The organism is Hymenobacter swuensis DY53, assembly GCF_000576555.1.
Taxonomy (GTDB): domain Bacteria; phylum Bacteroidota; class Bacteroidia; order Cytophagales; family Hymenobacteraceae; genus Hymenobacter; species Hymenobacter swuensis.
Map to the genome: position 1 here is coordinate 201595 of NZ_CP007144.1, position 15493 is coordinate 217087.

Sequence of the window (15493 nt, forward strand, 5' to 3'; positions counted from 1 at the left end):
CCTAACTCGTCGTAGCCCAGAAGAATCTGAGCGCCTTTCTATGGCACTGTTCGATGCTGCTGTAGACCTTAACCCTCACCAGATTGAGGCCGCGCTTTTTGCCATTCAGTCACCGCTCTCAAAAGGAGTATTGCTCGCTGATGAAGTTGGTTTAGGCAAAACGATTGAGGCGGGCATTGTCCTTTGTCAAATGTGGGCCGAGCGTAGGCGCCGTTTACTGATTCTGTGTCCGGCCTCCCTGCGGCAGCAGTGGGCATTGGAGTTGCGCGAAAAATTCAACCTGCCGGCGGTGGTAGTCGATGCTAAAACGGCCCAGATGGCCCGCAAGGCCGACCTCGACCCGTTACACCAGGGCGCCGTGACCATCATGTCCTACCAGTATGCTAATACGGTTCGCGAGGCCATCCGTGGGGTAGAGTGGGACTTGGTAGTTATCGACGAAGCCCACCGCTTGCGCAATGCCTATCGGCCCAGCAATAAGGTAGGGCAGGGGATTAGCTGGGCTACTGGCCACTGCCGCAAGCTCCTGCTCACAGCTACTCCGCTGCAGAATTCCCTGCTGGAACTCTATGGACTCTCCACCCTTATTGACGAGCAGCTATTCGGCGACCTGCCCTCTTTTCGCGAGCAGTTCACGGGCGCCAACGCCAACCTGGAAGCTCTCCGCCAACGCTTAACAAGCTTTTGCAAGCGTACGCTGCGCAACCAGGTCACTGAGTACGTGCGCTACACGGAGCGCCGCACCATTACGCGCCCCTTCCAGCCCACCGACGACGAACATGCGTTATACGAAGCCATTACCAGCTTTCTGCAGCGCCCTGTTTCGTTTGCCATTCCGCAACGTCAGCGTCACCTTACGGAGCTGATTCTGCGCAAGCTGCTGGCCTCTTCACCCCTGGCCATTGCCGACACGCTCTTCACCATGAAAGCCAGGCTAATCGCACTGCGTGATACGCCGGCCGGGGCAGCCTCTGCATCCGATGCCGAGTTTGTCATGCAGATTGTGATGGAAGACGACCTCGATGAGGAACTGCTCGATGACATTCTGGACGAGGACGAATCCGACCCTGTTGGCCCCGCGGAACTAGAGCTCGACCAGCAAATTATTCAGGAGGAAATCCAGCTGCTGGACTACCTGGGCACCTGGGCTCGCTCTATCGGGACCGACACCAAAGCACGGGCCCTCGCCATGGCCCTGCACATTGGCTTCGAGCAGATGGCTACCACCGGAGCCAACCAAAAAGCGCTGATTTTTACGGAGTCGCGCCGCACCCAGGAATACCTCCGTACTCACTTGGAGGCCGAAGGGTATCGTGGCCGTATCGTTCTTTTCAATGGCACCAACGGCGACAGCGAAGCCGTTTGCATCTATCAGGATTGGCTTGCCCGGCACAGTGGGTCCAGCCGCGTCAGCGGCTCCCGGTCGATTGACATGCGCACGGCACTGGTGGAGTATTTCCGCGACGAGGCCGCCATCATGATTGCCACGGAAGCCGCTTCCGAGGGTGTCAACCTACAGTTCTGCTCCCTGGTCATCAATTACGACTTGCCCTGGAACCCGCAGCGTGTCGAGCAGCGCATCGGTCGCTGCCACCGCTACGGCCAGCGGCACGAAGTTGTCGTCATTAATTTTCTGAACGAGCGCAACCAAGCCGACCGCCGGGTACTGGAGTTGCTGACCGAAAAATTCAGCTTGTTCAATGGCATTTTCGGCGCTTCCGATGATATCCTTGGCACCATCGAGTCGGGAGTTGATTTTGAGCGGCGCATTCTGGCCATCTACCAGCAGTGCCGTACGCCGGCGGAGATTGAGGCCGCTTTTCAAAAGCTCCGGGCCGAGCTCGACGAGCAAATCAAAACCCGGATGGATGACACCCGGCAGTTGCTGCTCGAGCACTTCGACGACGACGTGCACCAGCGCCTGAAGCTCCGCCTGGAAGATACCCGCCATCAACTCGACAAGTTCAGCGCCAGGTTTTGGGCCTTAACCCGCACGCTGCTGGCAGACCGTGCCCGATTCGAAGAGGCTTTCCTGTACTTCGACTTATTCCGGCCACCTCTGCCCGAGGTCTTGGCGGGGCGCTACTTCCTGCTCTCTAAATCACGTCCCACCGATGAGGGTCCCGCCGATATCCTCGAGGAGGGCGAAATTTTCCGCTACCGCCTTTCCCACCCGTTAGGCGAGTACGTGCTCGATACGGCCAAATCCCTGGTCACGCCCTTTGCCCAGGTAGTGTTCGATGTTCGTCATCATCCCACCCGACTAGTGTTGGTCGAAGCGCTACGCGGCATGAGCGGTTACCTGACGCTCACTCGCCTGTGCCTCGAAAGCTACGAGCACGAAGAATATCTGCTCTTCTCGGCCTTCGACGAAACGGGCCAGTCTCTCGACCAGGAAACCTGCGAGAAAATGCTGGTCTGCGCGGCGCATATAGCCGATGGCCTGCCCGAAGTGCCGGCCAGTGCCGCCAACCGCCTCCGGGCTGAGGCCGAGCGCCATGTGCAGGCTACTATCAGCCATTCGCTGGAGCGCAACAGCCGCTATTTCCACGAAGCCCGCGAAAAGCTGGAGCGTTGGGCCGAAGACCTGATTCTGGCGGCCGAAAAGGCCCTGCGCGATACCAAGGAGCAGATAAAACAGCAGCAGCGCCAAGCGCGTTTGGTACCCACGCTCGATGAACAGAAGGCCATTCAGCAGAAAATTAGCCAGCTTGAGCAGCAACAACGTCGGCAGCGGCAGGGAGTTTTCGAGGCTGAGGATGAAATCTTACAGAAACGCAACGACTTGATTGAAGCGCTTGAAAAGCGTCTCACCCACCGCACCACTACCGAGCACCTGTTCACTATCCGGTGGGCAGTGGTCTGACCGCTACGACCTACTCTTGTTTTCTTCCCGCAGCCCCCCCTGCAGTTTCATGCCTCCTAAAATCAACCTTTCCGTGCTCGAACCCGACAACATTACCTTCACCCCCGCCGGAGCCGAAAATTTCCAGCGCGCCTTGCTCCAAACCCGCCGGGCGCAGGTAACCGCCTACAACGCCAGTGGCGGCGTTGTCTGGAGCAAGCCCTGGAACGCCACCAAGCTTACGGCCAAGTCCAGGCTCATCGGCAACATCATGACCCGCGCCGACATCCGGTACGCTCCCGATGCGTCCTCCATCGTGCGCCTGCACGCCGAGGTGCTCCCGTAAGCCGCCGCCCTATCTCCCTCGCGTATCGCAATCTGCTGCTGCTGCCTGTTACCTGCAGCCTATACTGGTAGCCCTATTTCTCTCGGCTTATGCCTACTCATATCACTGCCCGCGTCGCCTGGCACCAGGACGGCTGGAATGGCCACGTATGCCGCAACCCCGCCGCCAACCGGCACTGCGTTGGTCCGCATTCCTACCCCGGCACCAAAATTCAGGAAAGCCGCCAGCTCGAATGGGAGTTGGAAGTCGCCGGCCAAAGCTGCGCGCAGCTATCTGATGTGCCGCCCTGCATCTTTAGCATCAATGCCTTTGGGGCCGAAACCCTGACCGCTGCCGATACCCCGCCCAGCTTTTTTAATTCCGGCACCCGCACCCAGTGGGCCCTGCCGCCCGCCACCGTCTGCATCTGGCCCTACGATGCCATGTACAACGACGAGGCCTACGGCGCCAATGGCCGCGTCGATAACACTCGTCGGCTGGAGATGGTGAAGGAATATCTGGATGAAATCGAGCCGGCCAAAAGCCTGGTGTTCCACTACGCCAACTACAGCAACCCCCTTAGCACCGACGACGAGAAGCGTTACGCCGTAGTGGGCTTGGCTCGCATCAAGCGCATCGGCGACATCAACTACTACGACAACACCGACGAGGCCACCCGTAAGCAGTACGGCGGTGCCTATGCCTGGCAGATAAACGTGGAAACGCTCTACCCCGACCAGGGCATGCGCATCCCGTACCACCGCTACCTCGACCAGCCCGAAATTCTGGAGCGCATCACGCTCATTCCCGACAACTCGGAAAATTTCAAGTACGGCTCCCGCCACATCACCGACGACGACGCCCTGGTGCTCATCGAGCGCTTCGTAGAAATTGCCAGTTACCTGCGCGAAATCGGCGACGACAGCGAGAACTGGTCCGTGCGCCTAAGCTGGCTAAACGGCCTGCTGGCCGAACTCTGGCGCAGCCGGGGCCTGTACCCCGGCCTAGCGCGCATCCTGAAAGTTGTCGGGCTGGAAGAAACCATTCCCGCCTGCCAAAAAGCCGTGGCCAGCCACCAGGAGCAGGAGTTCCACCGGGCTGTGTTCGACTGGCTCGACAACCCCGGAGCACCTCTGCCTGGCAAAAGCATATTGGCCGCCGATGCTGCTAAAATCCGCCGCGACTGGCAGTTGCGCACCGAGCCCGAGCAGCAGCTCCTGCGGGATATCCTGCCTCGGTTCGATCTGCCGGCCGAATACTTCGAAATCATCCTGAGCGACAGCCGCGCCGAGCACGGCATAACCGCCAATCCGGCCGACCTCATCAGCAACTCCTACCTGCTGGCCGAGCAGTTCGGGGGTGACTACGCGGGCGAGTACATCTCCTTCAGCCGCATCGACCACGGCGTACTGCCCTCCCCGGAGTTGGGTGGCGCTTTTCTGCACCAGCCCAACGACTGGCGCCGCCTGCGCGCCCTGTGTGTCGACCGGTTGCGGGCTGAGTCCAAGCATACCTTCGTCAGCGGCGGCCAGCTGCTGCAGGAAATCAACCACAAGCTCTCCTTTCTGCCCGAGTGGAAACGCACGGAGTTCACCGAGCGCTACCTCACCATCGACCGCAAGGTGCTGGAGGAAATGCTGGTCCTGCGTCCCGAAGGCACCCGCCAGTACGTGTACCTCCGTAGGGTATACGACGACGAGCGTGAGATTGAGAGCCAGCTCCGTAAGCTCGTCACCCGCCCCGATATTTCCTTCAAGCGCCCCGTCACGGCGGCGTTTTGGGAGGGCCTGCTCGCCGACCCGCAAAGCCCCCTTATGCAGCAGGACCGCGAGGCCTACACCGCCGCCATCCAGCAGCAGGCCCAGGTGTGCGCCCGCGTCTTCACCCGGCCCGTGTCGGTGGTGTGCGGGGCCGCCGGCACCGGCAAAACCACCATCATCAAAGCCCTGCTGCAAGGGGTGGAAAAGGCCCACGGCTCGGCCAGTTCCTTCCTGCTGCTGGCCCCCACCGGCAAGGCGGCCGACCGCATCCGGGAGAAAACCGGCAAGTCGGCCGAAACTATCCACAAGTTCCTGGCCCGCCACGGCTGGCTGAACGAGAACATGACCCTGAAGCAGACGGGCGGCGAGCGGGAGGCTGGCGTGACCACCTACGTCATCGACGAGGCCTCTATGCTCGACCTTGGCCTGCTGGCCGCTTTGTTCCGGGCCATCAACTGGAACACCGTGCAGCGCCTCATCATCGTCGGCGACCCCAACCAGCTGCCTCCTATCGGCCGTGGTAAGGTCTTTGCCGACCTCATCGACTGGCTGCGCGAGCACCACTCCGACAACGTGGGTGAGCTTACCGTGAACCTGCGCCAGATGGGCAACCGCCTCGAAGGGGCCGGCACCGGCATCCTAGATCTGGCCTCGCTCTACGTGCGCCCCGCCAAGGGAGCACCAAAAAACGAAGAAACCGGCCTGCGCGCCGAAGAGTTGTTCCAGAAACTGCAGGACCTGCCCGAGGACGGGATGGTTGACCAAGACCTGCGCGTCCTGTATTGGGAGGATGCCGAGCATTTGCAGGAAATCCTGGTCGGCCAGATGGTGGCCGATATGGAAGCCGATACCGGACAGCAGCTCGAACCTGACGCCCGCCACCAGCTTTGGCTGCAGGCGGCCAAAGCCGCCGATGGCTCCTTCCGTCCCGACTACCAGCAGGTCATCAGTCCCTACCGCAACGAAGAGTTTGGCACCGCCGCCATCAATCTACGTCTCCAGCACGAAGCCCGCGAAAAATCCCTGGAAAGGGTAGGGGGCCTGGCCGGCATCACGCTCTACGATAAAGTGATGCAGATTCGCAATCGGGGCGCGTCCAACCGGCTCATTGCCTACGATTTCCAGGCCCGCGAAAGCATCGGCGGTGAGGTATTCAACGGCGAACTGGGCTACGTGGTGCCCCACGGCTTTGATAGCGGTACCTGGAAGAGCCCGCGCTTTCGCCTCAGCCGCTTTAGCGTGAAGTTTGACCGCAAGCAGCACCTGGCTTTCGGCTACGGCAAAAAGCTGGGGTCTTACCAATACAAAGGCCGAACCCAGTGGGCTAACGAGGAAAAGCCCGAGGATAACCTGGAGCTGGCCTACGCCATATCCGTGCACAAGTCCCAGGGCAGTGAGTTCGAGCGGGTGTACTTCATTCTGCCCAAGCAAAAAACCACCCTGCTCTCACCCGAGCTGTTTTATACCGGCATCACCCGCGCCAGCCGCCACTGCACCATTCTGGTTCAGGAAGACATTGCCCCGCTACTGCGCATCTACCGCCCCGGGGCCTCGCACCTGGTCGGCATCAATTCCTCCTTGTTCGACTTCACGCCCGCGCCCGACGGCGCGGCCCAGCTCCGCGAAGCCGCCTACCTCGAAGAGGGCCGTCTGCACCAGACACTGGCCCCGGCCATGGTGCGCTCCAAGTCCGAAGTCATCATCTCCAACCTGCTCTTCGAGCGTGAAATCCCCTTCTTCTACGAGCTGCCCCTCTACGCGCCCGACGGCTCCTTCTACCTGCCCGACTTCACCATCAAGTGGCGCGGCGAAACCTACTTCTGGGAGCACCTCGGCATGCTCGACCACGACGACTACCGCCGCCGTTGGGAAACCAAAAAGGCGTGGTACGAGCGCCATTTCCCCGGCCAGCTCATCACCACCGAAGAATCCGGCAACCTCTCGCCCGATGCCCAGCGTGTGGTGGAAAAGTGGTTTAGTTAAACTGTTTTCAGGCAATGGACGATACGCGTCAATCCTTCAGTAGCTTCTATCAACCGTCTTTTTTTCGGATGAATTTGGCTACGCCAAAATCAGTCAGCGACCTGAACAATTTCCCGGAAGAAGTTTGGCCGGCTTACTTACACGAGTACGTACACTTTCTGCAGGATATTTCAACCAGTGATGGGTTGTCCAACGCTGCTACAGTTATTAATTACATTCGATATGGAGTAAGCCAGGTAAAGGAAGGTAAACCGCTGCCTCTCGAAGTTCCTCCTGATGCAATTATAGCACCCCAGCAACAACTACGTGCAATCTACCTGGGTGCTGGTTTGAAACAGAATCCTAAAGACAAAAGCGTTATTGATGTACGATTAGAGGACTCAGGGATAGTTCTACCGGATGAGCGCATTCCCAAGCAGGTAGTCGTTGAATTTGCTTCTGGCGAGCAGTTTCTGTTTGGGTCCTTCTGGATTGGCGAAAGCATGGCCAATATTGTTGAAGGCCTCATCTACCCCCAAGAAAAAATACCCGTTCGAGTCGCCTATCATGCCGCCGAATTAGTCGTGCAGCACATATACCCCGTGTTAGCTAACCAAAGCCGGGAAAACGTGCTTGCCCTCTGCGATGCTAGCCTGCTTTTTTGGCATCCAGGCCAATCGTTCGTCATGGTGCTGAAAAAGATGCGGGAGGAGCAATGGTTGCCGACGGTGCCGGAGGATATTTATGATTTTTCGCGAAAGAACATTCAGTTTGACTATGAGGAAATCAGTACAGTAGAAGGGCTGCTGGCTTACTCGGCTGCCCAGGCTATTGAGTTCACCACGAGCGTATTTACGGCTGATAAATTTCTGCCAAACGCTCGATGGATTCGCGAAATCATCCTGCGAGCTGAGCTACTGCGCAACAAACAACCCGCCTTTATTCTGCAGTTGGTGCGGGGTGGGCCTCTGAAAACCAACCGCTTTTTTGCGTGGTTACTGAACTGGCTTGGCTCCCCACTGACTACTAACAATGACGATGAAGGGTCGCTGGCTCCCATGGCTGACTTCAGCGACATAGCCGACATGCACCTGGACCTCTTTCGGGCGATGCGTCAAGTAACGGCGTTGTTCATGGAAGGAAAGGTGGCGTGCGAAATGAAGTCTTACTGTCAAAGAAGCCAGGAAGAACAAGACCAGCCAGATTTTGTCGACAGTCGCTGTACCAATGCGCCCTGGCAGCGTTGCAAAGACCAAAACCTGTGCGCCTTCGGGGCAATCTGGCGAATGTGGGGCCTCACCGATGTCGTGCCGCATTTTGCAAGTGCGGCAACGTAGGCTCCTCCCCCAATCGTAAGGCTCCCCCTCTCCCTCTGGAGAGGGGGCCGGGGAGTGAGGCGCCACCCCAGAGCGTAACCACCCCCGGGCCGGGAGGGAGGCGCAAAACCAACCCCCTAGCAGCCAACCACCTCGGCCGCTGGCCTTGCGCCGCCCCGCGTCAAGACCTACCTTCAAGCTTTTATCATTCGCTATTCCGGCCCCCTGGCCGCTTCCATGACTGCTCCCGCTTCCCCCGCCTACGATAAGCTCATTTCCCTGCTCCGCGAGCTGTTCCAGCTCGACCAGCCCGACCTCGACTTCGGCCTCTACCGCGTGCTGCACGCCCGCGCCGCCGAAATCGACAAGTTCCTCAGCCACGACCTGCTGCCTCAGGTGCGCCGGGAGTTTGCCCACTACCAGCCCGCCGACAAAGCCGCCATCCAGAAAGAGCTGGATAAAGTCATTGCCTCGCTCACCGAGGCCGAAATCGACCCCGAAACCTCGCCCAAGGTGCAAGCCCTGCGCCAGCGCCTGGCCACCGAAGCCGTAGACCTGGCCGGCCTCGAGCGTGAAGTCTTCGACCACCTCTACGCCTTTTTCCGCCGCTACTACGCCGAGGGCGACTTCCTGGCCCGCCGCGTGTACAAGGAAGGCACCTACGCCATTCCCTACGAGGGTGAGGAAGTGAAGCTGCATTGGGCCAACCGCGACCAGTACTACATCAAAACTAGCGAGTACCTGCGTGACTACGCCTTCCGCCTGCGCCCCACCGACAAGGACAAGCCTATGCGCGTGCACTTCCGCTTGGCCGATGCCGCCGAAGGCGAGCACGGCAACGTGAAAGCCGCCGAAGGCAAAGACCGGGTGTTTATCCTGCGCGAGGGGGCCGCTGTCTACGCCCTCGATGCCAAAGCCCAGGAGCTGACCTTCTTCTTCGAGTACCGCCCCGCCACCGCCGACGACCGCCCCGCCGACGCTGCCCCCGCCAAGAAGAAAGCCGACGACGGCAAGGCCGCCAAGCCCAAGCCCCCCACCCAAAAGGAGCTGCTGCAAGCCGCCCAGGCTCGCATTGAGGCCCTGGCCGCCGCCGATGCCGCCCTGGTGCCCTGGCTGGCCGGGCTCACCCAGCCCCACACCCGCGCCGACGGCTCCCTCTCCGACAAAAGCCGCCTGCAGGTGAACCTGGAGCGCTACACCGCCCGCAACACCTTCGACTACTTCATCCACAAAGACCTCGGAGGCTTCCTGCAGCGCGAGCTGGATTTCTACCTCAAAAACGAAGTGCTGCACCTCGATAACATCGAGGCCGACTCCGCCCCGCGCGTCGAGCAGTTCCTGAGCAAGCTGCGGGTGCTGCGCAAGGTGGCCCACCACCTCATCGACTTCCTCGCCCAACTCGAAGACTTCCAGCGCAAGCTTTGGCTCAAGAAGAAGTTCGTGGTCGAAACCCAGTGGTGCGTTACGCTGGACAAGGTGCCCGCCGCCCTGCTGCCCGAAGTGGCCGCCAACGCGGACCAGCGCCAGGAATGGGTCGAGCTGTTCGGCATTGAGGCCCTGGCCGCCGATGCCGCCACGCCCGGCTACTCGGAGCCCCTCACGGTGGGCTTCCTGCAAGCCTACTCCAACTTAATGCTCGACACCCGCCACTTTCCCGCCGCCTTCACCCAGCGCCTGCTGGCCGGGCTGGAGGGCGACCTCGACGAGCTAACCGACGGCCTGCTCATTCACGGCGAAAATTTCCAGGCCCTGAACCTGCTGCAAGAACGCTATAAGGAGCAGGTGGATTGTGTGTATATCGACCCGCCCTACAACACCGATGGAGGGCCAATTATGTATAAAAATGGCTACCGTAGTTCTAGCTGGATTTCGCTAATTGATAGCCGCCTCAACTTAACAACTCCATTATTACACAATGGCGGTTTATTGTGTGCAACAATTGATGATTACCAACAAAAAGAACTACACTATCTATTAGAGGAGCATTTTGGAAAGAACAGAATTGCCGGTACTGTAGCAATTCGTATTAATCCTTCTGGGCGACCTATTCCAAGTGGTTTTGGACAAGCACATGAATACGCTATTTTTGCACGCGCAGGAAACGAGGCTGTTATAAGCAAACTCCCACGAACTGACGCGCAATTACAGCGCTACCGCGAAGCTGACGAGCAGGGCGCTTATATGTGGGAATTATTTAGGAAAAGGGGGTCAGAATCAGAGAGAGTAGATAGGCCTACCATGTACTATCCGTTGTTTTACAATGGAAACTCATTGCGTGTCCCAGAAATGAGCTATGATGATACACGGAAATCATGGGTAATAGAAGAGGTTGCTAACAGTGACGAAACTGTATTATATCCGATTGACGAAAATGGTGTAGAAAGACGGTGGCGGATGAAATACAACCAAGTAAAAGATGAGCCAAGTCGATTCAAAGTAGGTGGTACTAAACAACACCCTATCGTCTATTATAAATACCGCCCTAGCGAAGGAGGCGTAATACCGCCGACGGTTTGGATTGAAGCAAAATATTCTGCCGCTGAACACGGAACAAGTATAATTAAGGGGCTTTTTGGAGAAAATGTGTTCTCTTATCCAAAGTCTATTTATGCTGTAGAAGACTGCTTGCGTCTGATGGGTATGCGAGAGCCAAAAGGCACTGTGATTGACTACTTTGCAGGTTCAGGCACAACAGGTCACGCTGTAGTTAATTTGAATCGAGAAAGCGGGGGTAAGCGCAAATTCATCTTAGTAGAAATGGGTGAGCATTTTGACGCTGTTATATTACCCCGACTTAAAAAAATAACTTATACCCCTGAGTGGAGAGATGGTAGTCCCGTGCGTCAGCCCACCGCCGAGGAAAAGGTGCGTGGGCCCAAACTGCTCAAGGTCATCCGGCTCGAATCCTACGAAGACACGCTCAATAACCTGAAGCTGCAACGGGCCGAGCCGGTGCAAACCACCCTGTTCCCGGCCACCGATACCCCGGCCATTGCCGCCGCCCGCCAGGACTATGTGCTGCGCTACCTGCTCGACGTGGAAAGCCGCGGCTCGCGCAGCCTGCTCGACGTGCCCGCCTTCCAGAATCCCACGGCCTACACCCTCGACGTGAAAGCCCCCGGCTCCGACCAGACCGAGCCCCAGGCCGTCGACCTGCTCGAAACCTTCAACTACCTGCTCGGCCTGCGCGTGCACCAGGTGGGCGCCCCCCAAACCCTGTTGGCCGAGTTCGAGCACGCTGACCACGTGGAGCCCGGCGACCGGGCCGGCCGCCTGCGCCTCAAAGGCCCCCTGCGCAAAGCCGCCACCGGCCCCTGGTGGGTGCGCCCCGTCACGGGCACCCTCGCCAATGGCCGCCGCGTGCTCATCATCTGGCGAAAGCTCACCGCCGATGCCGCCCAGGACAACCTCGTACTCAACGCCTGGTTCGAGAAGCACGACTACTCCGTGCGCGATACCGAGTTCGACTTCATCTACGTCAACGGCGACAACAACCTCGAAAACCTGCGCCAGCCCGACGAGACCTGGAAAGTGCAGCTTATCGAAGAAGCCTTCCACCGCCTGCTCTTCGCCCAGTAGGAGGGAAGCAGCAGCGGAAAACCAACCAAGAAGAACGTCATCAGACGAGCAAAAAGACCGTTTGCCGCCGAGCAAAAAAGAACGTCATGCTGAGCTGAGCGCAGCGCAGTCTAAGCATCTCTACCGCGCAACTAATCCCATCACCAGGCTCCCCCTTTCCTTTTCGGAGAGGGGGCCGGGGGGTGAGGCGCTCCGTTGCAACGAAGCGGTAGAGATGCTTCACGGCGCTCAGCATGACGTTCTACGAACCCAGCAACAAGAACCCGAAATGGCCCAACGCCAACCCCGTACCCCCCGCACCCAGCCCCCCCAGCCGCTCCGCAGCAAGCTCATCCTAAACCGCTGGATGCTCGGCCTCTTCAATTACAGCAAGTTTGAAGAACTGGCCGCTTTGCTTAAAGACACTCCCGAAGGCCTTGACGAAAACAACGTCAGCCGCTTTCACGTGGCCCTCACCGCCGGCTTGCTCAATACCACCCAGCTGCCCACCAGCCTGCTGCTCGAGTACGATGGCCGCATTGTAGCGCACACCGCCCAGCTCAACGAACAGCGCCTGCGCCGCGGCGAGGAGCCCATTCGCTGGAAGTACTTCCAGTACCTCACCCTGCTCTTCACCGAAATCTACCTCGACCGCTACTTCGCCGACCCCGAAGCCCTGCGCGCCGCCCTAAACGCCGAGCTCACGAAGTGGGCCGCCGCCCTGCCCCGCGACGCCGCCCCCGCCGACAAACTGCCCCTGTTTGAGGAAACCGACGCCGCCGCCCGCCAGCTCAACAAGTTGGCCTTCTCCAACGCCACCGGCTCGGGCAAAACGCTGCTCATGCACGTGCACATTGCCCAGTACCGCTGGTACCTCACCGAGCGCGGCGCGGGCCTGCGCACCCTCAACCGCATCATCCTGCTCACGCCCAACGAGGGCCTCTCGGTGCAGCACCTGCGCGAGTTTCAGGCTGCCGGCATCGAGGCCGAGCTGTTCAGCGGCCAGGCCCGGGGCCTGTTCGCCGGTAAAGCCGTAGAAATCATCGATATCAACAAGCTGCGCGACTCCAAAGGCCAGAAAACCGTCGATGTCGCCTCCTTCCTCGGCAACAACCTGGTGCTGGTAGATGAAGGCCACCGCGGCGCGTCCGGCGGCGCCGACAGCACCTGGCTCGAGTACCGCCGGCAGCTCAGCGAAGAAGGCTTCTCCTTCGAGTATTCGGCCACCTTCGTACAGGCCGTGAAGGCCGACGTAACGCTGACTAGCACCTACGCCCGCGCCATTCTATTCGACTACTCCTACAAGTATTTCTACGGCGACGGCTTCGGTAAAGACTACCAGATACTGAACCTGCCCAACGATAAGGACGCCGAGTGGCTGCACACCTACCTGGTAGCCGGCCTCATGGCTTTCTACCAGCAGCAGTACGTGTGGGCCGAGCAGGGCCCCGCCCTGCGGCCCTACAACCTCGAAAAGCCTCTCTGGATTTTCGTGGGCGGTTCCGTCACGGCCTCGCTGAACAGAGAAGAGGCCAGCGACATGGTACGCATCCTGCTGTTCCTGAGCCAGTACGTCAGTCGCCGCGAAGACAGCATCCGCCGCATCCACCAGATACTGCACCAGGGTCTGCTCAATTCCCAGGGCGAAGACTTGCTATCCAACCGCTTCCCGGCCCTGCTGGCCAGCAAGCTCACCGCCGAGCAGCTCTTTGATGATAGCCTGCTGCGCATCTTCAACGCCCCTTCCGTTGGTCGCCTCACCGTCGAAAATCTGCGGGGCATAACCGGCGAAATTGCCCTGCGCCTCGGCGACAACCCGCCCTTCGGCGTCATCAACGTAGGCAGCGATGCCGCCCTGGTAGCCCTGTGCAGTATCGCCGGTCTTGATACAAGTGAGCAGGAGTTTAGCGACTCGCTGTTTCAGCAGCTGAACGCACCCGAGTCCAATGTCAACCTGCTCATGGGCTCGCGCAAGTTCACCGAAGGCTGGAGCTCCTGGCGCGTGAGCACCATGGGCCTGCTCAACATCGGCCAGGGCGAGGGTGCCCAGATTATTCAGCTCTTCGGCCGTGGCGTCCGCCTTAAAGGCTACAAAATGGGACTCAAGCGCAGCGCCGCCATTCGGCCCGTACTGCACGAGCAGGGCCTCACCCCGCCCACCCACCTGCCGCTGCTCGAAACCCTGAACATCTTCGGCGTGCGGGCCACCTACATGACCAAGTTTCAGGAGTACCTGGAAGAAGAAGGCATGCCCAAGCCCGGCACCCAAATCAGTCTGGTAGTGCCCGTGCGCACCAACCTGCCGGCTGGCCGGTCCTTGTTCACGCTGCGCCTCAAGCGTGAGATTGAAGGCAAGCGCACCGATTTCGGGGTCGCCTTCCGTGCCCTCGGCCCCGTGCCCCGCCTCGGCCCGCCAGCCGCGGCCATTGCCACCGCCGTGCCCGGCCTGCTTACCAAAAACCGGATTATCCTCAACTGGTATCCCAAGCTGATGGGCCTGCGCTCCAAGGGCCTCGGCGAAGCCTCCGAGGCTATTCTCGAAACCGGCCACCTCACCGCCCGCCACACCGCCTTCCTCGACCTCGACCGCCTCTTCTTCGAGCTCACCCGCTACAAAGCTGAGCGCGGCTGGTCCAATTTGCACCTGCCCGCCGCGGCCGAGCTTGGTACCCTGCTGGCCGATACGTCGTGGTACGAGCTGAAAATTCCGAAGGAGGAGCTGGCCTTCGATGCCAAGCGCAGCGACGACTTTGGCCGCCGCCTGCGCCGCTGGCAGGAAATTGCCAGTGCCCTGCTGCGCTCCTACACCGAGCGCTACTACCTGCTGCACAAGCGCGCCTGGGAAGAGCCCTTCCTCGAGTACCAACCCCTGAAAGAAGACGACCCCAACCTGCTGGCCGCCGCTGCTACCGCCGGCCAGGCCGCCACCAACGGCTACCGCGTGCAGGTAGATGAAAAGGAAAAAGAGGCCAATGACTGGTTCACCGAGCTGCGCGACTCCGTCAAGGCCGATGTCTTTAAGAAAGACAAGGACCCGCACCGCTCCCTGCACGCGCTGCACTTCATCCAGCACCTCTACCAGCCCTTGCTCGCCCTCGACAGCCGCCCCAAGCTGGCCGACGTCACGCCCGTGGCCCTCAACAAAGGCGAGCGGGAGTTCGTGGAAGACTTGCGCCACTATCACCAGCAGCACCCCGAGTTCTTCGCCGACAAGGAGCTCTACCTACTCCGCAACCTCAGCCGCGGCCGCGGCATCGGCTTCTTTGAGGCTGGCAACTTCTACCCCGATTTCCTGCTCTGGCTCCAGATTGGCCCGGTGCAGCACCTGGTATTCGTCGACCCCAAAGGCCTCCGCAACCTGAAGCTAAACGACCCCAAGCTCAGCTTCTACCAAACCATCAAGGAAATCGAAAGCCGCCCGGCTCTGCAAACCGCTAACCCCAACCTGCACCTGCACGCTTTCCTCGTCACTGCCACCCGCCTCACCGAGCTGGAACACCTCGGCACCGCCACCCCGACAGAACTGGCCGAGCGGCACATTCTCCTGCAGGAGGAGTGCAAGGATACCTACATCGAAACTATGTTGAACCAAGTGCTGACCTGACATTACATAGTACAAGAACCATCTGCCAAGCCGAGTAGCCAGCGGCCCGGCAGGCATCCGTAAACCAACCCCATACGTCATTTTTTCTCTGCCCACGCTGGATATACTGTTCCGGTGATACCT

The 15493-nt window shown here is 59.6% G+C and carries 6 protein-coding genes; all 6 read left to right on the plus strand.

All coding sequences use genetic code 11. From position 1 onward, the window contains the following. The first annotated feature begins 40 nt into the window (after nucleotides 1–40). On the plus strand, nucleotides 41–2866 hold the full coding sequence (locus HSW_RS01145) for an SNF2-related protein (RefSeq protein WP_316931345.1): 2826 nt from the start codon (nucleotides 41–43) through the stop codon (nucleotides 2864–2866). A 49-nt stretch (nucleotides 2867–2915) separates the two neighbouring features. Then, nucleotides 2916–3191, plus strand: a complete 276-nt coding sequence (locus HSW_RS01150) for a hypothetical protein (RefSeq protein ID WP_044000432.1) — start codon at nucleotides 2916–2918, stop codon at nucleotides 3189–3191. A gap of 89 nt (nucleotides 3192–3280) precedes the next feature. After that, nucleotides 3281–6913, plus strand: a complete 3633-nt coding sequence (locus tag HSW_RS01155) for an ATP-dependent DNA helicase (protein WP_044000433.1) — start codon at nucleotides 3281–3283, stop codon at nucleotides 6911–6913. 14 nt (nucleotides 6914–6927) lie between these two features. Continuing rightward, nucleotides 6928–8229: a hypothetical protein gene (locus HSW_RS01160; RefSeq protein ID WP_155832759.1), complete on the plus strand. Its 1302-nt coding sequence runs from the start codon at nucleotides 6928–6930 to the stop codon at nucleotides 8227–8229. A gap of 216 nt (nucleotides 8230–8445) precedes the next feature. Continuing rightward, nucleotides 8446–11787, plus strand: a complete 3342-nt coding sequence (locus HSW_RS01165; RefSeq protein ID WP_044000435.1) for a site-specific DNA-methyltransferase — start codon at nucleotides 8446–8448, stop codon at nucleotides 11785–11787. A 268-nt stretch (nucleotides 11788–12055) separates the two neighbouring features. Next, on the plus strand, nucleotides 12056–15370 hold the full coding sequence (locus HSW_RS01175; RefSeq protein WP_044000437.1) for a DEAD/DEAH box helicase family protein: 3315 nt from the start codon (nucleotides 12056–12058) through the stop codon (nucleotides 15368–15370). Nucleotides 15371–15493 lie beyond the last annotated feature (123 nt).

Excerpts from the sequence above, each read along its gene's own strand:
- HSW_RS01145 (WP_316931345.1), top strand. The coding sequence starts at position 41 with ATGGCACTGTTCGATGCTGCTGTAGACCTTAACCCTCACCAGATTGAG.
- HSW_RS01150 (WP_044000432.1), top strand. The coding sequence starts at position 2,916 with ATGCCTCCTAAAATCAACCTTTCCGTGCTCGAACCCGACAACATTACC.
- HSW_RS01155 (WP_044000433.1), top strand. The coding sequence starts at position 3,281 with ATGCCTACTCATATCACTGCCCGCGTCGCCTGGCACCAGGACGGCTGG.
- HSW_RS01160 (WP_155832759.1), top strand. The coding sequence starts at position 6,928 with ATGGACGATACGCGTCAATCCTTCAGTAGCTTCTATCAACCGTCTTTT.
- HSW_RS01165 (WP_044000435.1), top strand. The coding sequence starts at position 8,446 with ATGACTGCTCCCGCTTCCCCCGCCTACGATAAGCTCATTTCCCTGCTC.
- HSW_RS01175 (WP_044000437.1), top strand. The coding sequence starts at position 12,056 with ATGGCCCAACGCCAACCCCGTACCCCCCGCACCCAGCCCCCCCAGCCG.